18 protein-coding genes are annotated in these 19,624 nt (G+C 73.5%); 6 read left to right on the top strand and 12 right to left on the bottom strand.

All coding sequences use genetic code 11. From position 1 onward, the window contains the following. The first annotated feature begins 32 nt into the window (after positions 1-32). The gene (locus ACZ5ID_RS00855; protein ID WP_468892162.1) at positions 33-494 is read left to right on the top strand and encodes a DUF3093 domain-containing protein; all 462 of its coding nucleotides are present in this window, start codon (positions 33-35) and stop codon (positions 492-494) included. A gap of 116 nt (positions 495-610) precedes the next feature. On the opposite strand, the gene ACZ5ID_RS00850 is transcribed toward ACZ5ID_RS00855, so the two are convergent. From ACZ5ID_RS00850 to ACZ5ID_RS00835, 4 genes are all read right to left on the bottom strand, one after another. Further along, positions 611-1,585: a hypothetical protein gene (locus ACZ5ID_RS00850; protein WP_468892160.1), complete on the bottom strand. Its 975-nt coding sequence runs from the start codon at positions 1,583-1,585 to the stop codon at positions 611-613. Positions 1,586-1,596: 11 nt separating this feature from the next. Then, complete coding sequence (locus ACZ5ID_RS00845) at positions 1,597-1,893, bottom strand: DUF4193 domain-containing protein (RefSeq protein ID WP_067165176.1); 297 nt, start codon at positions 1,891-1,893, stop codon at positions 1,597-1,599. A gap of 393 nt (positions 1,894-2,286) precedes the next feature. Continuing rightward, positions 2,287-3,531, bottom strand: coding sequence for a sensor histidine kinase (locus tag ACZ5ID_RS00840; protein ID WP_406552522.1), 1,245 nt, complete (start codon positions 3,529-3,531; stop codon positions 2,287-2,289). A gap of 5 nt (positions 3,532-3,536) precedes the next feature. Beyond that, the gene (locus ACZ5ID_RS00835) at positions 3,537-4,190 is read right to left on the bottom strand and encodes a response regulator transcription factor (protein WP_067165171.1); all 654 of its coding nucleotides are present in this window, start codon (positions 4,188-4,190) and stop codon (positions 3,537-3,539) included. Positions 4,191-4,585: 395 nt separating this feature from the next. On the opposite strand from ACZ5ID_RS00835, the gene ACZ5ID_RS00830 reads away from it, so the two are divergent. Beyond that, the gene (locus ACZ5ID_RS00830) at positions 4,586-4,759 is read left to right on the top strand and encodes a hypothetical protein (RefSeq protein WP_406552523.1); all 174 of its coding nucleotides are present in this window, start codon (positions 4,586-4,588) and stop codon (positions 4,757-4,759) included. Between the two features lie 102 nt (positions 4,760-4,861). Here the strand turns inward: ACZ5ID_RS00830 and ACZ5ID_RS00825 are convergent, their stop codons facing one another. Beyond that, positions 4,862-5,686, bottom strand: coding sequence for an inositol monophosphatase family protein (locus ACZ5ID_RS00825; RefSeq protein ID WP_468892158.1), 825 nt, complete (start codon positions 5,684-5,686; stop codon positions 4,862-4,864). 9 nt (positions 5,687-5,695) lie between these two features. Beyond that, a complete protein-coding gene (locus ACZ5ID_RS00820) occupies positions 5,696-6,847 on the bottom strand; it encodes a ferrochelatase (protein ID WP_468892156.1) in 1,152 nt (383 codons plus the stop codon). Between the two features lie 194 nt (positions 6,848-7,041). Here ACZ5ID_RS00820 and ACZ5ID_RS00815 point away from each other — a divergent pair, with 194 nt between their 5' ends. Together ACZ5ID_RS00815 and ACZ5ID_RS00810 are read left to right on the top strand one after the other, a co-directional pair. Further along, positions 7,042-8,280: an MFS transporter gene (locus ACZ5ID_RS00815; RefSeq protein WP_468892155.1), complete on the top strand. Its 1,239-nt coding sequence runs from the start codon at positions 7,042-7,044 to the stop codon at positions 8,278-8,280. Next, a complete protein-coding gene (locus ACZ5ID_RS00810) occupies positions 8,249-9,559 on the top strand; it encodes a D-arabinono-1,4-lactone oxidase (protein WP_468892153.1) in 1,311 nt (436 codons plus the stop codon). Before ACZ5ID_RS00815 ends, ACZ5ID_RS00810 begins: the two co-directional genes overlap by 32 nt. A 21-nt stretch (positions 9,560-9,580) precedes the next feature. Here the strand turns inward: ACZ5ID_RS00810 and ACZ5ID_RS00805 are convergent, their stop codons facing one another. Then, positions 9,581-10,393, bottom strand: a complete 813-nt coding sequence (locus ACZ5ID_RS00805) for a hypothetical protein (RefSeq protein ID WP_468892152.1) — start codon at positions 10,391-10,393, stop codon at positions 9,581-9,583. Between the two features lie 466 nt (positions 10,394-10,859). Here ACZ5ID_RS00805 and sepH point away from each other — a divergent pair, with 466 nt between their 5' ends. Further along, positions 10,860-11,948: a septation protein SepH gene (gene sepH / locus ACZ5ID_RS00800; protein WP_468892150.1), complete on the top strand. Its 1,089-nt coding sequence runs from the start codon at positions 10,860-10,862 to the stop codon at positions 11,946-11,948. Positions 11,949-12,023: 75 nt separating this feature from the next. Here sepH and ACZ5ID_RS00795 read toward each other — a convergent pair whose 3' ends face one another. Beyond that, complete coding sequence (locus ACZ5ID_RS00795; protein WP_468892148.1) at positions 12,024-12,872, bottom strand: sulfurtransferase; 849 nt, start codon at positions 12,870-12,872, stop codon at positions 12,024-12,026. 224 nt (positions 12,873-13,096) lie between these two features. On the opposite strand from ACZ5ID_RS00795, the gene ACZ5ID_RS00790 reads away from it, so the two are divergent. Further along, a complete protein-coding gene (locus ACZ5ID_RS00790; RefSeq protein ID WP_468892146.1) occupies positions 13,097-13,870 on the top strand; it encodes a VOC family protein in 774 nt (257 codons plus the stop codon). 54 nt (positions 13,871-13,924) lie between these two features. Here ACZ5ID_RS00790 and ACZ5ID_RS00785 read toward each other — a convergent pair whose 3' ends face one another. From ACZ5ID_RS00785 to ACZ5ID_RS00770, 4 genes are all read right to left on the bottom strand, one after another. Next, positions 13,925-14,572 carry a thymidine kinase gene (locus ACZ5ID_RS00785; protein ID WP_468892145.1) on the bottom strand — a complete coding sequence of 216 codons (648 nt, stop codon included), beginning with the start codon at positions 14,570-14,572 and terminating at the stop codon, positions 13,925-13,927. An 85-nt stretch (positions 14,573-14,657) separates the two neighbouring features. Continuing rightward, a complete protein-coding gene (locus tag ACZ5ID_RS00780; RefSeq protein WP_468892143.1) occupies positions 14,658-15,851 on the bottom strand; it encodes an alkaline phosphatase family protein in 1,194 nt (397 codons plus the stop codon). Then, positions 15,851-16,438, bottom strand: a complete 588-nt coding sequence (locus tag ACZ5ID_RS00775) for a DUF5998 family protein (RefSeq protein ID WP_406555411.1) — start codon at positions 16,436-16,438, stop codon at positions 15,851-15,853. Before ACZ5ID_RS00775 ends, ACZ5ID_RS00780 begins: the two co-directional genes overlap by 1 nt. A gap of 36 nt (positions 16,439-16,474) precedes the next feature. Continuing rightward, positions 16,475-19,519 (bottom strand): bifunctional acetate--CoA ligase family protein/GNAT family N-acetyltransferase, encoded by a 3,045-nt coding sequence (locus tag ACZ5ID_RS00770; protein WP_468892141.1) that lies wholly within the window; start codon positions 19,517-19,519, stop codon positions 16,475-16,477. Between the last annotated feature and the right edge of the window lie 105 nt (positions 19,520-19,624).

Below are 19,624 nucleotides of genomic sequence, written 5' to 3'. Positions count from 1 at the left end.
GGCGCCGGTCGCGCCGTGCCAAGCTTGCTGTCATGCAGCCGAACGCCCCTCAGTACACCGAACGCCTCACCGCTCCCCGCTCGTGGTGGCTGATCGCCGCTCTGGTGGGGGTGGCCTGCGCGCTGATGCTGCTCCCGCTGGGCGGGCTGCCGCTCCTGGCGGGCCTCATCGGCGGGACGGCGGTCGCGGCGGTGGTGGTGAGTTCCTACGGCTCGGTACGGATCCGGGTGGTGGCGGGCACGCTGGTGGCGGGCGACGCCCGTATCCCGGTGACCGCGCTCGGTGAGCCCGAGGTGCTGGACGCGGAGGAGGCCCGCGCCTGGCGGCTGCACAAGGCCGACCCGCGCGCCTTCATGCTGCTGCGCAGCTACGTTCCGACGGCGGTACGGGTGGAGATCACCGACCCCGAGGACCCGACCCCGTACGCCTACCTCTCCACGAGGAACCCCGAGGCCCTGAAGGCGGCACTGGACGGGGTGCGGGCGGGCCTCTGAACCCTCGGAAGGCCGGCTGGGCCGCGGCCGACGTGGTGCGCGCCCTCAGCGGCGCGGAGCCGTGCGGTCGGCACCGCCGGTTCGGGGGCGGAGGACCGGCCGGGAGGGGACGGCGGTCAGTGCCCGAGCTCCTTGGGCAGCTCCCCCGGCCGCAGCGGATCGGCGGGCTGCTCCAGGGGCGGGAGCGAGGGCAGCGCGTCCCACGGCACCTGGTGCTTGCTCAGGTCCGCCCGGACATGCGCGGCCACCTTCTTCGTGTCGCGCCGGTTCATCACCGCGCCCACCGCCGCTCCGACCATGAACGGTGTCAGGTTCGGCAGGTTGCGGACCATGCGCTTCATGATCTGCTGGCGCAGCTCACGCTTCATCTGTCCGCCGAGCGCCGCGTTGAGGGTCGACGGCTTGGTCATCCGCACGCCGCGCTCCTCGGTCCAGGACGTCAGATACGCCATGGAGCGCTCTTTCAGTCCGCCCGGCGGACGCAGCCCGTAGACCTCGTGGAGCTCGGCGATGAGTTTGAGTTCGATGGCGGCGACGCCGGTGACCTCGGCGGCCAGCTCGGCCGGCATGGCCGGCGGAACGGGGAGCATCGCGGCGGCGCCCACGCCCGCGCCCACCATCGAGGTGGCGTTGGCGGCTCCGGAGATCAGTTTGTCCGCGATCTCCTCCGGGCCGAGGCCCGGGAAGTGCCGGCGCAGGGTGGCCAGGTCGCGGACCGGAACGCGCGGGGCGATGTCGATGACGCGGTCGGCGAGGTGGCCGATTGCGGCCCAGGCGCTCGCGCCGCTTCTGCGGACCCCCTTCTTGAGGGCCGGTACGCCCTTGGTGGCGGCGGCTCTGCGCAGGGCGCCCAGGCGTCGGGCCCCGGCCGCGGGCCCCGCCTGGCCGTCCAGTGCTGCTTCGAGCGAGGCCGGTCGGCCCCGCTCGTCCTCATGTCCACGTGCGGCAGAGCTCACCGCGGGGAGAGCGGAGGGCTCGGTGGGCGCCTGCGCGCCCCCTGCCGGGCCTGTGCCGCCCTGTGACGCCTCGGGTGAACCCGGGGCACCCTTTCGCCGGAACGGTCGCTTCCGGGGCGGTTCGGCGCCTGCCACGACCTGCCCGATCAGTCGCAGTCGCGGCAGATCGGCTGGCCGTTCTTCTCCCTGGCCAGCTGGCTGCGGTGGTGCACGAGGAAACAGCTCATGCAGGTGAACTCGTCGGCCTGCTTGGGCAGGACCCGGACGGCGAGTTCCTCATTGGAGAGGTCCGCGCCGGGCAGTTCCATGCCCTCCGCGGCCTCGAAATCGTCCACGTCGACGGCCGAGGCGGACTTGTCGTTCCGCCGGGCCTTCAGTTCTTCAAGACTGTCGGAATCGACGTCGTCGTCGGTCTTGCGTGGGGTGTCGTAGTCCGTTGCCATGTCGCTCTCCCCCTCTGGGTGGTTGCGGTGTCTCCAGCGCACGTAACGCGTGAGAGGCCGGACTTGTGCCCGACCCGAGGCGGAGATTTTGCCTCACATCAAGGTCTGTTACTCAATCGACACCCAGCCGCACTCCTCAAGAGTGATCGTCCTGGATGGCGATCGGGACCGTACACGGTCCGAATGTCGCACTTCACGGGCGTCACCCCGTGTACTTCCCGTGATCTCACCCCCCGGAAACCCGGACTTTTCCCGGTTTTACGGGGGAAGCCTTGATCACGGAGAGTAGATGGCCGGAAAATTGCCCCTGTGATTGATCACACACGGATATCTTCGGAACAGGTCCCGAAAATTCCGCTCAAAGCGAACTTCTCGACTGGGTCGAAAAGCGTCTCAGGCAGGCAGGGTGACACGCATCACGAGCCCGCCTCCCTCACGGGGCTCCGCGATGATACGGCCTCCGTGGGCCCGCGCGACCGACCGGGCGATGGACAGGCCGAGTCCGACGCCCTTGTCGCTCCCGGTCCGCTCGGTGCGCAGCCGCCGGAACGGCTCGAAGAGGTTGTCGATCTCGTACGCCGGAACCACCGGCCCCGTGTTCGAGACCACCAGCACCGCCTGCCCGTCCTTGAGCTCGGTGGTGACCGAGACCCAGCCGTCGTCGGGCACGTTGTAGCGCACGGCGTTCTGCACCAGGTTCAGCGCGATCCGCTCCAGGAGCACGCCGTTGCCCTGGACCACCGCGGGCGCCCGCTCGCCGCGGATCTCCACGCCCTTGGCCTGGGCCTCGCCGCGGGCCTGGTCGAGGGCGCGGGTGGCGACCTCGGCCAGGTCGACCGGCTTGCGGTCGACGATCTCGTTCTCGCTGCGGGCGAGCAGCAGCAGGCCCTCCACCAGCTGCTCGCTGCGCTCGTTGGTGGCCAGCAGCGTCTTGCCGAGCTGGTGGAGCTCCATGGGCGCGCCGGGGTCGGAGAGATGGACCTCCAGGAGCGTGCGGTTGATCGCCAGCGGGGTCCGCAGCTCGTGCGAGGCGTTGGCGACGAACCGCTGCTGGGCGGTGAAGGCCCGCTCCAGGCGGTCCAGCATGTCGTCGAAGGTGTCCGCGAGCTCCTTGAGCTCGTCGTCCGGGCCGTCCAGCTCGATCCGCCGGGTCAGGTCGGTCCCGGCCACCCGGCGGGCGGTACGGGTGATCCGGCCCAGCGGCGACAGGACGCGGCCCGCCATCGCGTATCCGAAGGCGAAGGCGATGACGCTGAGGCCGACCAGCGCCATCAGGGAGCGGGTCAGCAGGTCGTCCAGGGCGTGCTGGCGCTGCTGGGTCATACACGCGCTGATGGCTTCGTTGAACTCCGTGATGTTGCCCGGTGTGGTCGGGAGCTGGCAGCTGCCGCTCGTCACCGTGACGTTCTGGCCGCCGACGATCTTGAACGGCTGGTTCCCGCCGGTGTGCAGCGCGGAGGCCGCCAGCAGGTAGATGATCGACAGCAGCAGGATGCCCGCGATCATGAACATGCCGCCGTAGAGCAGCGTCAGCCTTATCCGGATGGTCGGGCGCACCCAGGGGAAGGGCGGCTCGGCGCCCCGGGGGTCCCAGGTGGGCTTCGGTGGCGCCGTGGGTGGCGCTGGCGTCGTCGCCATCGCCGTCAGATCCGGTATCCCGAGCCGGGCACGGTGACGATGACGGGCGGCTCACCGAGCTTGCGGCGCAGGGTCATGACCGTCACGCGCACCACGTTGGTGAACGGGTCCGTGTTCTCGTCCCAGGCCTTCTCCAGGAGCTGCTCGGCCGAGACCACCGCGCCCTCGCTGCGCATCAGCACCTCCAGGACCGCGAACTCCTTGGGGGCCAGCTGGATCTCCTTGCCGTCGCGGAAGACCTCGCGCCGGTTGGGGTCGAGCTTGATGCCGGCGCGCTCCAGGATGGGCGGCAGCGGCACGGTGGTACGCCGGCCGAGCGCCCGCACCCGGGCGGTCAGCTCGCTGAAGGCGAACGGCTTGGGCAGATAGTCGTCGGCGCCGATCTCCAGGCCCTCGACCCGGTCGCTGACGTCGCCGGAGGCGGTGAGCATCAGGACCCGGGTGGGCATGCCCAGCTCGACGATCTTGCGGCAGACGTCGTCGCCGTGCACCAGGGGGAGGTCCCGGTCGAGCACGACCACGTCGTAGTCGTTGACCCCGATGCGCTCCAGGGCCGCGGCGCCGTCGTACACGACGTCGACGGCCATGGCCTCCCGGCGCAGTCCGGTGGCCACGGCATCGGCGAGCAGCTGCTCGTCCTCGACGACGAGTACGCGCACGGCGCATTTCCTTCCCTAGTGGGCCCTCGCGGGCCTGCTGATGTCCCCTGGCGCCCGGGGGGCACGCGCGGGCGTTCCTGAGCCCGTACGGGCCGTCCTGTGGGCGCGGGAGCGGTGACTGTGTGCGTCCATCCTGCCCCTTAGGGCCATAAACCGGCGGTAAGACGGTGCTGGCCCCCGGGCGCCGCCCGACCTGCGGGTTCCGGGGCCGCCCGGGAATTCCCGGGATTGCCGGGCGAGTTGAGGTTTCTCGCGGACCGGGCCGGGGGAGGACGACTGCACACCCGCGATCACGCCCTGTATGGGGTATGCCACTGCCTGCTGCTCGTGATCGTGATCCACCGTCGGCACACCCCCGTGCCACCCGCCACCGACCCACGACGAGGGGGCGCACCATGGACGCATTCACCGCAGGACTTCTGCAGCGCATCAGGGCCACGGAGACGGACCTCACGCGGGCCCGCGAGACCGGCGACGACTTCCTCGCGGAGGTCGAGCAGGCCGAGCTCGACGATCTCCACCGCCTCGCCGCCGAGCACGGCGTCGAGGTGGCCGCCGCGGCACACTGACGCGACGCGAACTGCGCGGGCCCCCGGCACAGCAGGACGGTGCCGGGGGTCCCCGCTTGTCCGGACCGGACCGGACCGGCCGGCCCCGGCCCCGGCCCCGGCTCAGTCGTGCCAGGCGCCGTACTCCTCCAGGAGGGCCTGGAGGGGGCCGAAGAGCTCCGGGGTCGCCGCGATCGTCAGCTCCCGCGAGGGCGGGTCGCCCGCGCGCCCGCCGGTCACGGCGCCCGCCTCGCGGGCGATGAGGTCGCCCGCCGCCAGGTCCCAGGGGTTGAGGCCGCGTTCGTAGTACGCGTCCAGACGCCCGGCGGCCACGTCGCACAGGTCGATCGCCGCCGAGCCGCCGCGCCGGATGTCCCGGAACCGGGGGATCAGCCGCTCCACGACGGCCGCCTGGTGGACCCGGACCGACTGGACGTAGGCGAAGCCGGTGCCGAGCAGGGACTGCTCCGGCGGGGCGGCCGGGCGGCAGCGCAGCCGCCGCTCCCCGCAGAACGCGCCGCCGCCGAGGACCGCGTGGTACGTCTCGCCGCGCATCGGGGCCTCGACGACGCCCGCGACCCGCACCCCGTCGCGCTCGGCGGCGATGGAGACGGCCCAGGTGGGGAGCCCGTAGAGGTAGTTGACGGTGCCGTCCAGCGGGTCGATGACCCAGCGGATCCCGCTGGTGCCCTCGCTGGAGGCGCCCTCCTCGCCGAGGAAGCCGTCGGCGGGGCGGCGCTCGGAGAGGAAGCCGGTGATCAGCTTCTCGGCGGCGATGTCCATCTCGGTGACGACGTCGATGGAGCTCGTCTTGGTGGCGGCCACGCCCAGGTCGTCCGGGCGCCCGTCGCGCAGCAGCGCTCCGGCCCGGCGGGCGGCCTCCAGGGCCAGGGCGAGCAGCTCCCGGTTCTCCTCGTGTTCGGTCCGCCGGGTGTCGGGCTCGGTCATGGTGGCTCCTTACGCGTACGGGCTGTCGGCGCCGGCCGCGGCGGGCCGGGGGGCGCGGGCCGGGCAGCAGCCGACCGGGCAGAGGTCGTGGGAGGGGCCGAGGGCGCCCAGGGCGCAGCGCTCGGGGCGCTCGCCGCGCTCGGCGGCGGCCCGCTCCAGGACGAGGTCGCGGACGGCGGCGGCGAACCGGGGGTCGGCGCCGACGGTGGCCGAGCGCACGACCGGCAGTCCGAGCTCGGCGGCCTTGGCGGTGGCCTCCGTGTCCAGGTCGTACAGGACCTCCATGTGGTCCGAGACGAAGCCGATGGGCACCATCACGGCCGCGGGCACGCCCTTGCCGTGCAGCGCCTCCAGGTGGTCGCAGATGTCCGGCTCCAGCCAGGGGGTGTGCGGGGCGCCGGAGCGGGACTGGTAGACCAGCTCCCAGGGCCGCTCGACCCCGGTCTCCTCGCGCACCGCGTCGGCGATCAGCCGGGCCACGTCCAGGTGCTCGCGCACATAGGCGCCGCCCTCCCGGTGCTCCTCGGCGGGGCCGGAGGTGTCGGCGGAGGCGCTCGGGATCGAGTGGGTGGTGAACGCCAGGTGGGCGCCGGCGCGGACCCCCTCGGGCAGCCGCTCCAGCGCGGCGAGGACGCCGTCGACCATCGGCCGCACGAAGCCGGGGTGGTTGAAGTAGTGCCGCAGCTTGTCCACGCGCGGCGGCTCGATGCCCTCGGCGGCGAGCGCCGCCAGCGCGTCCGCCAGGTTCTCCCGGTACTGGCGGCAGCCCGAGTACGAGGCGTAGGCGCTGGTGGTGAGCACGGCGATCCGGCGGTGGCCCGCCAGGGCCATCTCGCGCAGGGTGTCCGTCAGATAGGGCGCCCAGTTCCGGTTGCCCCAGTGCACCGGGAGGTCCAGGCCGACCCGGGCGAAGTCCTCGCGCAGGGCGTCCAGCAGGGCGCGGTTCTGGTCGTTGATGGGGCTGACCCCGCCGAACAGGAAGTAGTGCTGCCCCACCTCCTTTAGCCGCTCCCTGGGGATGCCCCGGCCGCGCGTCACGTTCTCCAGGAACGGGACCACGTCGTCCGGGCCCTCGGGGCCGCCGAAGGAGAGCAGCAGCAGGGCGTCGTACGGAGCCGCTTCGCCGGCCGCTCCAGGAGCTTGATCGCGCAGATCGGACATGGCACCGATCCTGCCATCCGCCACTGACAGGCGCGGAACCGGCCGGAACCGGAGCGGGCCGGGCAGGGTGCGCCGGGAGGGGGTGGGAAAACCGTATGCGCGGGGACACCGGACACCGTAAGTTCAACACCGTAAGCTTTAGGTATTAAGTACACGCTTCAGCCTCACGGGCTGAGCAGGCAGCCGGAGCACCCATGCCCAGTCCCTACCGCGCGATCTTCACCGCGCCCGGCACCAAGCGGTTCTCCGCGGCCGGGCTGCTCGGCCGGATGCCGCTGTCCATGATGGGCATCGGCATCGTCACGATGGTCTCGCAGCTCACCGGCCGCTACGGCCTGGCCGGGGCGCTCTCGGCGACGCTCGCCATGTCGGCCGCCGTACTCGGCCCGTACATCTCGCGCCTGGTCGACCGGCACGGCCAGCGGCGCGTGCTGCGGCCCGCGACGCTCGCCGCGGTGGCCGCCGTGGCCGGACTGCTCGTCTGCGCCCAGCAGGGCGCCCCCGACTGGGCGCTGTTCGTCTTCGCGGCTGGCGCGGGCTGTGTGCCGAGCGTCGGCTCCATGGTGCGCGCCCGCTGGGCCGAGCTCTACCGGGGCGACGGGCAGAGCCTGCACGCCGCGTACTCGTGGGAGTCGATCGTCGACGAGCTCTGCTTCATCGTCGGGCCGATCCTCTCCATCGGGCTCTCCACCGCCTGGTCCGCCGAGGCGGGACCGCTGATCGCGGCCGGCTTCCTGGTCGTCGGCGTCTTCTGGCTGACCGCGCAGCGCGCCACCGAGCCCGTGCCGCACCCGCGCGAGCACCACACCGGCGGCGCCGCCCTGCGCTCCCCCGGGCTCCAGGTCCTGGTCGCCACCTTCGTCGCCACCGGCGCGGTCTTCGGCGCGGTCGACGTGGTCACCGTGGCCTTCGCCGACGAGCGCGGCCACAAGGCGGCGGCCAGTCTGGTGCTCGCCGTCTACGCGCTGGGCTCCTGTCTCGCGGGAGCCGTCTTCGGGCTGCTGCGCCTCAAGGGCGCTCCCGCCACGAGGTGGCTGGTGGGGGTGTGCGCGATGGCGGTGAGTATGATCCCGCTCCAACTGGCCGGGAGCCTGCCGTTCCTGGCCGTGGCGCTCTTTGTCGCGGGCCTGTCCATCGCGCCGACGATGGTGACGACCATGGCCCTCGTCGAACAGCATGTACCGCGCAGCAAGCTCACCGAGGGCATGACCTGGACGAGTACCGGGCTGGCGGTCGGTGTGGCGCTCGGGTCGTCGGCCGCCGGCTGGGTGGTGGACGCGGCGGGCGCGCGCTCGGGGTATCTGGTGCCCGTCGTCTCGGGAGCGCTCGCGGCCACGGTGGCGTTCCTGGGGTACCGCCGGCTGCGCAGGCCGGCGCCGCAACGGGAGGGGCTCGGAGCAGATGAGCGGAGCGACCAGCAGCACGTGGCGTAACTGGGCGGGCAACGTCACGGCCCGGCCGGTGCGGGAGGCCTCCCCCGCCTCGGCGGCCGAACTGGCCGAGGTGGTGCGCCGGGCCGCCGAGGACGGCCTGAAGGTGAAGGCGGTCGGCACCGGCCACTCCTTCACCACGGCCGCCGCCACCGACGGCGTGCTCATACGCCCGGACCTGCTCACCGGGATCCGGGAGATCGACCGTACGGCCATGACGGTGACCGTCGAGGCGGGCACGCCCCTGAAGCGGCTGAACGCCGTCCTCGCGCGCGAGGGCCTCTCGCTCACCAACATGGGCGACATCATGGAGCAGACGGTGGCGGGGGCCACCTCCACGGGCACCCACGGCACCGGCCGCGACTCCGCCTCGATCGCCGCGCAGATCGCCGGGCTCGAACTGATCACGGCCGACGGTTCGACGCTGACGTGCTCGGCGAAGGAGAATCCGGAGGTCTTCGCGGCGGCCCGGATCGGCCTCGGGGCGCTCGGCGTCGTCTCGGCGATCACCTTCGCCGTGGAGCCCGAGTTCCTGCTCACCGCGCGCGAGGAGCCGATGACCTTCGACAAGGTCACCTCGGAGTTCGACGCGCTGCACGCCGAGAACGAGCACTTCGAGTTCTACTGGTTCCCGCACACGGGCAACTGCAACACCAAGCGCAACAACCGCAGCGCGGGCCCCACCGCCCCGCCCGGCAGGGTGAGCGGCTGGATCGAGGACGAGTTCATGTCGAACGGCCTCTTCCAGGTCGTCTGTTCGCTGGGGCGGGCCGTCCCCGCGACCATCCCCGCCATCGCGAAGGTTTCCAGCCGAGCTCTCTCCGCCCGTACGTACACCGACATTCCGTACAAGGTCTTCACAAGTCCCCGCCGGGTGCGGTTCGTCGAGATGGAGTACGCGCTGCCGCGCGAGGCCGTCGTGGCGGCGCTGCGCGAAGTGCGGGCGCTGGTCGACCGGTCGAACCTGCGGGTGAGCTTCCCGGTGGAAGTGCGCACCGCCCCCGCCGACGACATCGCGCTCTCCACGGCCTCGGGGCGCGACACCGCGTACATCGCCGTACACATGTACAAGGGCACGCCCTACCAGGCGTACTTCACCGCCGTGGAGCGGATCATGACCGCGCACGCGGGGCGCCCGCACTGGGGCAAGGTGCACAGCCGTGACGCCGAGTACTTCGCCGGGGTCTATCCGCGCTTCGGCGAGTTCACCGCCCTGCGCGACCGGCTCGACCCCGACCGGCTCTTCGGCAACGCCTACCTGCGCCGCGTCCTCGGCGACTGAGGGCGCCCGGGGACCGACGTCCTACGGAGACGGGGCCGCGTCCGGGCCCGCTCCCGGTCCGGTGCCGGGGCCGACGGGGTCCGGCCGCGGGGACTTCGCGTCCGTGGAGGCGGACGGCGTCGAGGGGGCCGAGGGGGCCGGGCCCGGGGTGCCGCCCGGGGAGGCCGTACCTCCGGTGGAGGGGGTCGGGGACGGGGTGGGGCTCGTCGGGCCGGCGCCGCCGGTCGCGGGCGTCCCGCCGGGGTCCGGGGTGGCGGACGGGCCCCTGTCGCCGTCCTTGCCGGGGGTGGGTGGGGCGGACCGCCCGGGTCCGGAGTCCCGCCCCGGCTCCGGCGCGCCGTCCCCACTTCCGCTCCCGCTCCCGCTGACCACCGAGCCGACGGTGGTGCCGCCCCCGCCGCCGAGCTCCGCGCCGGACGCCAGTTCGTACGTGGTGATGCCGCCCATCGCGACCGCGAAGACGACGGCCGCGGCGAGCCCCGAGCGCTTCCAGCCGCGCATCCGGGTGCCGTGGACGGTGGCCGCGCCGAACTCGCCCTCGCGGGTGGACTCGTACGCGGGGCGGGCCGGATCGCGGCGCGCTCTCGGCAGTGACTGGACGGTGACGTCGCGCAGTTGTTCCCCGGTACGCCGGAACAGGTGCTGGAAGACCGTGCCGCCACAGGTGGCGACGACGCTCACCACGCCGGCGCCGACGATCGTCCCGTAGACACCGAGCCGGGAGGCGAGCACGGCAGCCGCGATGGCCGCGAGCGCGCTGCCCGCGACCTGGGGCACACTCAGGTCCAGGCGCCTTTCATCCAGTTTGGTCCCGGTATCCGGCTTCTCACCCATCTACAACCTCTGTTCGCCCTTCTCCGCCAGCTTGTACGTAGGGGGGACCTATGGGCGAAGCGATTAGTTCCGTTTCTGGCGATTCTGTGAAGCACGCCACGTAGGAAGTGCGTATTCGCCCGGCGCGCGGCGTCCAACTCCCGCCCCCGGGGAGAACTTCGGCGGCGCGGCGGTCCACCCACGTGGCCCGAATGGAGTACTGTGGCGAGCCCTGGGCCTGGTCTCCCTCACGGGTTTCCGGGCTCTGCGGGAGGGGGCCGAAAGCGGCACTCGAACCGGCGGCGCCGCGGCACCGCACGGGCGCCTGCTGTGCGGAGCGACCATGTCGGTCACTCTGCGTCGCGAACAGGTAACCGTGCCATAACGGCGTTCCAGGGCCCATGCCCGACACGCCGGGCAACTCGGCAAGGTTGTGGCAGGCTGCACCCGGGCAGGCCACACTCGACTAGCGGAAGCAGCGACGCAGGTGACGTCGGCAGGCACCACCCGGGAGGTCCCCATGCCCGAACTGCGTGTCGTGGCCGTCTCCAACGACGGCACACGACTGGTGCTCAAGGCTGCGGACAGCACGGAGTACACGCTTCCGATCGACGAGCGGCTGCGCGCCGCCGTGCGCAACGACCGCGCCCGGCTCGGGCAGATCGAGATCGAGGTCGAGAGCCACCTCCGGCCTCGCGACATCCAGGCACGGATACGTGCGGGTGCCTCGGCCGAGGAGGTCGCCCAGCTCGCCGGGATCCCGGTGGACCGGGTCCGGCGCTTCGAGGGCCCGGTGCTCGCGGAGCGTGCCTTCATGGCCGAGCGGGCGCGCAAGACCCCCGTGCGACGCCCCGGCGAGAACACCGGCCCCCAGCTCGGCGAGGCCGTCCAGGAGCGGCTGCTGCTGCGCGGCGCCGACAAGGACAGCGTCCAGTGGGACTCCTGGCGCCGCGACGACGGCACCTGGGAGGTCCTGCTCGTCTACCGGGTGGCCACCGAGCCGCACGCCGCCAGCTGGACCTACGACCCGCCGCGCCGGCTCGTCCAGGCCGTCGACGACGAGGCCCGCTCGCTGATCGGCGAGACCGACGACACCCCCGAGCCGAGCTTCCCGTTCGTGCCGAGGATCGCCAGGCTGCCCCGGGACCGGCCGCTGGACCGCGCCCTGGACCGGCAGTTGGAGCGGCCGATGGAGCGGCCCACCGCTCCCGTGGCGCCCGAGCCCGTGGCCGCCGCGGACGAGAGCGACTCGCTCACCAGCCTCCTGGAGGCCGTGCCGAGCTTCCGCGGCGACATGGTGGTGCCCGAGCGGCCCGCCCTGCCCGCGGAGGCGCCGGAGGGCGAGCCCGAGGCGGAGCCCGAGGTCGAGGAGCCGCCCGCACCGGCGGCGTCGGCAGGCGCCGGCGCGGCGTACGCGGACGTCCTGATGCCCCGTTCGGTCACCGGCCACCGCGACCGCCTCACCGGCACCACGGACCGCCAGGCCGAGGCGGACGGCGTCCGGCCCGGACGGCGGGCCGCCGTACCGAGCTGGGACGAGATCGTCTTCGGGACACGGCGCAAGAAGCAGGAGTAGGACGGCCCGTACGTCCGCCGCGCGGTACGTGCGGCACCGGGGGGCCCGCGCCCGGCGCGGGCCCCCCGGTGTGCGCTACTGGGGGTCGGGGCCGGTCGCGACCGGACGCGACTCGTCCGAGGACCACTGCGACCAGGACCCGGCGTAGAGCGCGGCGGGAATGCCCGCGACCGCCAGCGCCAGCACCTCGTGGGCGCCGGAGACCCCCGAACCGCAGTACACCCCGACCTCCGTGCCCGAGGCGCCCAGGGACTTGAAGCGGTCGGCGAGGACCTCGGGGGGCAGGAAGCGTCCGTCGGGGCCCACGTTCTCGGTGGTGGGGGCGGAGACCGCGCCGGGGATGTGGCCGCCCACCCGGTCGATGGGCTCGACATCGCCGCGGTACCGCTCCCCCGCCCGGGCGTCCAGCAGCAGTCCGGACCGGGCGAGCGCCGCCGCCCCGTCCGCGTCGAGCAGGCCGACCGCGCCGGGCTCGGGGACGAAGTCGCCCTCGGCGGGCGCCGGGACCTCGCTCGACAGGGCGCCCGTCCAGGCGGCGAGGCCGCCGTCGAGCACCCGTACGTCCCGGTGACCCGTCCAGCGCAGCAGCCACCAGGCGCGGGCCGCGGCCCAGCCCTGCCCGCCGTCGTAGACGACGACCGGCCTGCCGGCCGACACGCCCGCGCGGCGCATCACGGCGCCGAACGCGGTGACGTCGGGCAGCGGGTGGCGGCCACCGGCGCCGGGCGGTCCCGCCAGCTCCGCGTCGAGGTCGACGAAGACCGCACCGGGCAGATGCCCGGACTCGTACTCGGCCCGGCCGTCGAAGGGGGCGGCGCCGGCCGCCTTCGCCAGACTGAGCTGCCAGCGGACGTCCAGGAGGACCGGGGGACGGTCCCCGGCCAGCTCGTCCGCCAGTTCGGATGCGCTGATGATGGCGTTCATGAGGCCATCCTCGCGCAGCGCGCGGCGCCGCGTAACGGCCGTGAAACGGATGAGAAATGCCAAAGCGGGCATCCTCCTTCGGGAACGCGCCAAATGCGGCGCGGCCGGGGCGCGCTTGGCCGTCGGTGGTGCAAGCATCTGCGGGAAGGCGGGCGTCGGCGTGGCCGGGTCGCCCGTCTCTTCAGGGCGCGTTCTCACAGCGATGGTCCGAGGAGAGAGTCACGATGTCCCAGGCAGAGACCCGGCGCACGCCCGGCACACCCTGCTGGGTGAGCCTCATGGTGCATGCCCTGGCTCCCACCCAGGAGTTCTACGCGGCGCTGTTCGGCTGGGAGTTCCGGCCGGGGCCCGCCTCGCTCGGCCCGTATGTGCGGGCCCTGCTCGACGGCGCGGAGGTGGCGGGCATCGGGCAGCTCCCGCCCGACCAGCATCTGCCGATCGCCTGGACCACGTATCTGGCCACCGACGACGCCGACGCCACGGCCGAGACGATCCGGCACTGCGGCGGCACGGTCGGCGTCGGTCCCCTGGAGGCGGGCGACGCGGGGCGGCTGGTGATCGCCTCCGACCCGGACGGCGCGGTCTTCGGCGCGTGGCAGGCCCAGGCGCACGTCGGCACGATGGTGGCGGGCGCCCCGGGCACCCCCGTCTGGAACGAACTGGTGACCCGTGAGACGGCCTCGGTCGTCAAGTTCTACGAGTCGGTGTTCGGCTACGAGAGGGAGGCGGTGGTCCCGGCCGACCCCGACCATGTGACGCTGCGCATCGAGGGCCGCCCGGTCTGCTCCCTGCACGGCGTGGGCCATGCGCTGCCCCGGGACAAGGGCGCGCACTGGATGACGTACTTCGAGGTCGCGGACACCGACGAGGCGGCCCGGCGGGTGACGGAGCTGGGGGGCCACGTCCTGCAGTCGCCCCGGGAGGGGGCGAGCGGCCGGGTGGCGACGGTGACGGACCCGGAGGGAGCGGTGTTCACGCTGGTGAGGTCGACGGTCTGATCCCCGCGCCGGGTCCCCGCCGGCCCGCGGGCCGGGCGAGGCGGCCCGGACGCGCTACGCGTCGATGGGCAGGACGTCCGGCGACAGCGCGGCGGCCCGCGCCGCCGCCGCCGTCATCCGGCGGCGGTGGTGGCGCCGGCACAGCACCTCGTACCCGATCTCGTCCTCGGACTGGTTCACGTCACCGACCACGACCTGCGCGCCCTCGACCACCATCTCCCCGCCGCGGGTACGCGCGTTGTGGGTGGCGCGCGCCCCGCACCAGCAGAGCGCCTCGACCTGGAGCACCTCGACGCGGTCCGCCAGTTCGACCAGCCGCTGCGAGCCGGGGAAGAGCTTGGAGCGGAAGTCCGTGGTGATGCCGAAGGCGAAGACGTCCAGGTCGAGGTCGTCGACGACCCGGGCGAGCTGGTCGATCTGGCCGGGCGCGAGGAACTGCGCCTCGTCGGCGATCACGTAGTCGCAACGGCCGCCCTTGGAGAGGTGGGCGACCAGGTACCCGTAGAAGTCGAAGCCCTCCGCGGCCTCGACCGCGTCCGTCACCAGCCCGAGCCGGGAGGACAGCTTGCCCTCGCCCGCGCGGTCGTCCCGGGTGAAGATCATGCCCTGGAGGCCGCGCGCGGAGCGGTTGTGCTCGATCTGAAGAGCGAGGGTGCTCTTTCCGCAGTCCATCGTTCCGGAGAAGAACACCAGCTCGGGCATGGGAGGGTGACGGCCTTTCGGATCTGCGCACGCGTCCGCGTACAGGAGACGGAGGAGAGACAGGGGGAGGGGCGGGGAAGAGAGGTTACGAGCGTACTTCGAGGAGCGGCACCAACTGCTCGACGGGGGTCATCGAGCCGTGCATCCCGACCATCGCGGACTCGTGCGGCTCGTTCCGCGAGGCGATGATCACCACATCGGCGTGGGCGGCGGCGACGACGTCACCAATCCTCCCGTACACCCGCTCGTCGCAGGCGCCCGGCTGTCCGAACCAGCCCGCCGCGATGGCCTCGTCGCGGCTCGCCACCCAGAACTGCTCGCCGAGCACCTCGCGCCAGACGGTGAGCACATCGGACTCGGCGCCGGGAACCGCGTACACATGGCGGGCCCGGCCCTCGCCGCCGAGCAGGGCCACTCCCGCGCGCAGCTCCCAGTCCTCGTCGAAGTCGATACGGGACTCCTCGTCGAAGGGGATGTCGATCATGCCGTGGTCGGCGGTGACATAGAGCGCGGAGCGCGGCGGGAGCTGCTCGGCGAGCCGCTGGACCAGCCGGTCGACGTACATCAGCTGGCCCCGCCAGGCGTCGGAGTCCACGCCGAAGCGGTGGCCCTTGCCGTCGACCTCGCTGTAGTACGTGTACACGAGCGAGCGGTCCCCGGCGGCGAGTTGGGCGGCGGCCAGGTCCATGCGGTCCTCGCCGGTCAGCCTGCCGTGAAACGTTCCGCCACTGAGCGCGACCTTGGTGAGCGGGGTGTGCTCGAAGGTCGGCGAGGACACCTGGGCGGTGTGCACGCCGGCCGCGTCGGCCAGCTGGAAGACCGTGGGGTAGGGCTGCCAGGTGTGCGGGTCGGTCCACGGCTTCCAGCGGAGCTGGTTCATCAGCTCGCCGGTCCGCGGGTCGCGCGCGGTGTAGCCGGGCAGGCCGTGCGCGGCGGGCGGCAGGCCGGTGCCGACGGAGGCGAGCGAGGTGGCGGTGGTGGCCGGGAACCCGGCCGTGATGGGCCGTCCGGTGCCGCCGCGCGAGCCGGCGAGCAGCCCGTGCAGATAGGGCGCCTCGTCGGGGTGGGCCTTGATCTGCTCCCAGCCGAGCCCGTCGATCAGGAACACGCAGTTCCGGTCGGCCGGGGTCAGCTCCGCGATGGCGGTGGTCGTCCCGGGCACGCCCATGCCCGCCGCGAGGGTGGGCAGCAGATCGGCGAGCGAGCCGCTGCCGTACTCGGGCAGGGGGGCGGTGTCGAGGGCGAAGGGCTCGGGGTCCTGCCAGGTGGGCTGGACCATCAGCGGGCGGTGGCCGCGGTGGCTTCGGAGAGGGCCTGGGCGAAGCCGAGGGTCTGGCGCACGGTGTCCGGGCCGTCCCCGGCCTCGCTGACGCGCAGGCTCAGGTCGTCGGCGGTGGAGCTGCCGGTGTAGCCGTGGTCGGCGTCGCAGTTCGGGTCGCCGCAGGCGGCGGGCTCCAGGTCGATCCGGGAGACGGCACCCCAGCCGATGGTCAGGACGACCTCGCGGGGCAGGGTGCCCGGGGTGTACGACTCGGGGTTGGCCACCACGCGGCTGACGACGACGGACGAGATCCGGTCGAGCTTCACGGACTCGGTGGAGGTCGTGGCGTACGGCGTCGGGGAGCTGGTGTCCGCGTTCTGCTCGTCGGTGTGGCTGACGATGAAACGGTTGTCCGTCAGGACCAGGACCGTCACATGGCGGCGGACCTCGTTGGCGTCGAAGGTGGTCTCCTGGTGGACCAGGTACGACGCGATCGGCTCACCACCGACGGCGGCCTCCACCGCCTCGGCCACAAGGGCCGGGTAGTAGCCGCTGCGCTCGATCGCCGCGCGCAGCCCCTGGGTCATCGTGCCGGTCTTCGCCATGGACTCCATCCTACGGGGCCCCGGGGCCCGATCGACTCAGTAGCTGGGCAGGCGCCTCGGGCCCAGGTCGGCGCGGGGCGGCGGGGGCGCGAGCCGCAGGCCGGCGCCGAGTACGGACAGCCCCTGCTGGGCGACGACGACCGGTTCCAGGGAGACGACGACGACCTCGGGGTGGTCGTCGACCAGCCGCGAGACCCGCAGCAGCAGCTCTTCGAGGGCCGCGGTGTCCACCGGGGCCGAGCCGCGCCAGCCGAAGAGGAGGGGGGCGGTCCGGATCGACCGGACCAGTTCGGCGGCGTCCCGGTCGGTGGCGGGGACCAGGCGGTGGCCCATGTCGCCGAGCAGCTCGGAGGCGGCCCCGGCGAGGCCGAAGGAGAGCACGGCGCCGACGGCCGGGTCGATGGCGGCGCGCACCACGGTGTCCACGCCGCGCGGGGCCATCGCCTGGACGACCGGCTGGAGCTCCTCGGGCTTGCCGAGGGCGTGCGTCAACTCCGCGTACGCGCGGCGCAGTTGCTCCTCGTCGGCGAGGTCGAGGCGGACGCCGCCGAGATCGGGGCGGTGGCGCAGGTGCGGGGCGGTGGTCTTGAGGGCGACGGGGTAGCCCAGGCGGGCGGCGGCCGTGACGGCGGCGTCGGGGTGGGGGGCGGGCAGGGCGGGGCGTACGGGGATGCCGTACCGGGCGAGGAGGGCGGCGGCGTCGTCCGGGGGCAGCGTGGTGCCCCTGGGGTCGGCGCTCCCGAGCAGCCGCTCGATGTCGGCCGCCGCGCCGGTCTCGTCGATGTCGTCGTACTGCGGCACCCTGCCCTGCTCGGCGGCCTGGCGGCGCCACTGTCCGTAGCGGACGGCTTCGGCGAGCGCGCGGACCGCGCGTTCCGCGGCGGGGTAGGCGGGGATGCGGTGGGGGGTGGCGGGGGGTGCGGGTACGGGTGCGGGTTCGTGGTGGCCGGCGGGCTGTCCCCCGCCCCGCTCCTTCCCGAGACCCTCCGGGGGTGGGGGTGGGCTGAGGAGGGAGGAGTTCCCCGGTGGCCGCGCCCCCGGACCCGCCGCGGGGTTTCGCCCCGGGGCCCCTGTGGGGGTGTGCCCTTGTGACCCTGCGGGGGTGCGGTCCGGGGGCTCGGCGGAGGTGTGCCCTTGCGGCCAGGCGGGGGCTGAGGCGGTCGGGGGCTGTGCCTCCGGGAGCGTCGGCTGGACGCGCGGGGGCGGCGGCGTGCGGCGGGCCGTGCTCGCCGCGCTTGCCAGGGCCTCTGCCAGGCCGCCCAGCTCCACGTGAACCACCGCCACCGGCTTCGTGGGGGCCGTCGTCGTGGCCTGGTGGAGAGCCGTGGCCAGGGCCTCGTCGGGGTAGCCGGGCTCGCCCACCCAGGGGATCGCCGTGACCACCACCGCGTCGCAGAACTCGTCCGCCAGGGCCCGGGCCAGGGCGTCGCGGAAGTCCTCGGGGGTGGCCGCCGTCGTCAGATCGACCGGCGGGTGGGGCCGCAGGCCCTCCGTGAGACAGGCGTCGTACGTGAGGAGGCCGAGGGACTCCGAGTTGCCGAGGATGGCGACGCGCGGCCCCGCCGGGAGCGGCTGGCCCGCGAGGAGCACGCCCGCGTCGACCAGCTCGGTCACCGTGTCCACCCGGATCACGCCCGCCTGGCGCAGCAGCGCCGAGACCGCCGCGTCCGGCACCCGGGTCACCGGGACCGCGTGCCCGGGCGGGGTCGAGCCGCTGTGGCGGGCGCCCTTCACCGCGACCACCGGCTTCACCGCCGCCGTCCGCCGCGCGAGCCGGGTGAACTTCCGCGGGTTGCCGATCGATTCGAGGTACAGCAGGACGACGTCCGTGTCCGCGTCCTCGTACCAGTACTGAAGGATGTCGTTGCCCGAGACGTCCGCCCGGTTGCCGGACGAGATGAACGCCGACAGGCCCGCGCCCCGCCGGTGCAGTCCCGACAGGAGCGCGATGCCGATCGCGCCCGACTGGGTGAACAGGCCGATCCGGCCCCGCTGGGGCGGCTCGGGCGCGAGGGAGGCGTTCAGGCGCGTCCCGGGCGCGGTGTTGATGACGCCGAACGCGTTGGGCCCGATCAGCCGCATCCCGTACGACCGCACCTGCCGCAGCAGTTCGCGCTGGCGCTCGCGTCCGGCGGCGCCGCTCTCGGCGTACCCGGCGGACAGGACGACCAGTCCCTGCACCCCGTGCTCGCCGCACTCCGCGACCGCCTCCGGCACCCGTTCGGCCGGGACCGCGACGACCGCGAGGTCGACCGGCTCCCCGAGCTCGCCGAGCGAGCGGGCCGCGCGGACGCCGTCGATCGTGGAACCGCCTCCGGGCAGGGCCCGGTTGACCGCGTACACCTGTCCGGTGAAGCCCGCGCCCAGGAGGTTGCGCAGCACCGTGCGGCCCACTCCGCCCGGCGCGCGGCCGGCGCCGATCACGGCCACCGAACCGGGGGCGAGCAGCCGCTGCACCGAACGGGCCTCGGCGCGCTGCTCACGCGCGCGCTGGACGGCCAGTGACTCGGCGGTGGGCTCCAGATCCAGCGTGAGATGGACCGAGCCGTCCTCGAAGGAGCGCTTCTGCTGGTAGCCCGCGTCCGTGAACACCTTGATCATCTTGTTGTTGGCGGGCAGCACCTCCGCCGCGAACCGTCTGATCCCCCGCTCGCGCGCGACCTCCGCGATGTGTTCGAGCAGCGCGGAGGCGACGCCGCGCCCCTGGTGGGCGTCCTGGACCAGGAACGCCACCTCGGCCTCGTCGGCCGGGGCCGAGGCGGGCCGCCCCTGGGCGTTGATCCGGTCGTAGCGGACGGTCGCGATGAACTCGCCGCCCACCGTCGCCGCGAGTCCCACCCGGTCCACGTAGTCGTGATGGGTGAAGCGGTGCACGTCCTTGGCGGAGAGCCGGGGGTAGGGCGCGAAGAAGCGGTAGTACTTGGACTCGTCCGAGACCTGCTCGTAGAACGAGACGAGCCGCTTCGCGTCGCCCGTGGTGATGGGCCTGATCCGCGCGGTCCCCCCGTCGCGCAGCACGACGTCGGCCTCCCAGTGGGCCGGGTACGCGGGGTCCTGCGTCTTCTCCTGCGGAGCCTGCATACCGGCAGCCTACGGGTCGCGGGGCCGGTTGGGTCGGGTCAAGGTAGGGGGCAGGGTGGAGAGGGTGGCCAGGGCCGAGGGGCCGCCGGATCCGGGCACCGACGT

The sequence above is a fragment of the Streptomyces sp. NPDC031670 genome (assembly GCF_055580545.1).
This window is presented reverse-complemented; position numbering and strand designations above follow the sequence as displayed.

Coding starts and splice junctions, on each gene's coding strand:
- ACZ5ID_RS00785 (WP_468892145.1), bottom strand. CDS start 14,572: ATGCCCGAGCTGGTGTTCTTCTCCGGAACGATGGACTGCGGAAAGAGC.
- ACZ5ID_RS00815 (WP_468892155.1), top strand. CDS start 7,042: ATGCCCAGTCCCTACCGCGCGATCTTCACCGCGCCCGGCACCAAGCGG.
- ACZ5ID_RS00770 (WP_468892141.1), bottom strand. CDS start 19,519: ATGCAGGCTCCGCAGGAGAAGACGCAGGACCCCGCGTACCCGGCCCAC.
- ACZ5ID_RS00845 (WP_067165176.1), bottom strand. CDS start 1,893: ATGGCAACGGACTACGACACCCCACGCAAGACCGACGACGACGTCGAT.
- ACZ5ID_RS00830 (WP_406552523.1), top strand. CDS start 4,586: ATGGACGCATTCACCGCAGGACTTCTGCAGCGCATCAGGGCCACGGAG.
- ACZ5ID_RS00805 (WP_468892152.1), bottom strand. CDS start 10,393: ATGGGTGAGAAGCCGGATACCGGGACCAAACTGGATGAAAGGCGCCTG.
- ACZ5ID_RS00795 (WP_468892148.1), bottom strand. CDS start 12,872: ATGAACGCCATCATCAGCGCATCCGAACTGGCGGACGAGCTGGCCGGG.
- ACZ5ID_RS00840 (WP_406552522.1), bottom strand. CDS start 3,531: ATGGCGACGACGCCAGCGCCACCCACGGCGCCACCGAAGCCCACCTGG.
- ACZ5ID_RS00820 (WP_468892156.1), bottom strand. CDS start 6,847: ATGTCCGATCTGCGCGATCAAGCTCCTGGAGCGGCCGGCGAAGCGGCT.
- ACZ5ID_RS00825 (WP_468892158.1), bottom strand. CDS start 5,686: ATGACCGAGCCCGACACCCGGCGGACCGAACACGAGGAGAACCGGGAG.
- ACZ5ID_RS00790 (WP_468892146.1), top strand. CDS start 13,097: ATGTCCCAGGCAGAGACCCGGCGCACGCCCGGCACACCCTGCTGGGTG.
- ACZ5ID_RS00780 (WP_468892143.1), bottom strand. CDS start 15,851: ATGGTCCAGCCCACCTGGCAGGACCCCGAGCCCTTCGCCCTCGACACC.
- ACZ5ID_RS00855 (WP_468892162.1), top strand. CDS start 33: ATGCAGCCGAACGCCCCTCAGTACACCGAACGCCTCACCGCTCCCCGC.
- ACZ5ID_RS00775 (WP_406555411.1), bottom strand. CDS start 16,438: ATGGCGAAGACCGGCACGATGACCCAGGGGCTGCGCGCGGCGATCGAG.
- ACZ5ID_RS00810 (WP_468892153.1), top strand. CDS start 8,249: ATGAGCGGAGCGACCAGCAGCACGTGGCGTAACTGGGCGGGCAACGTC.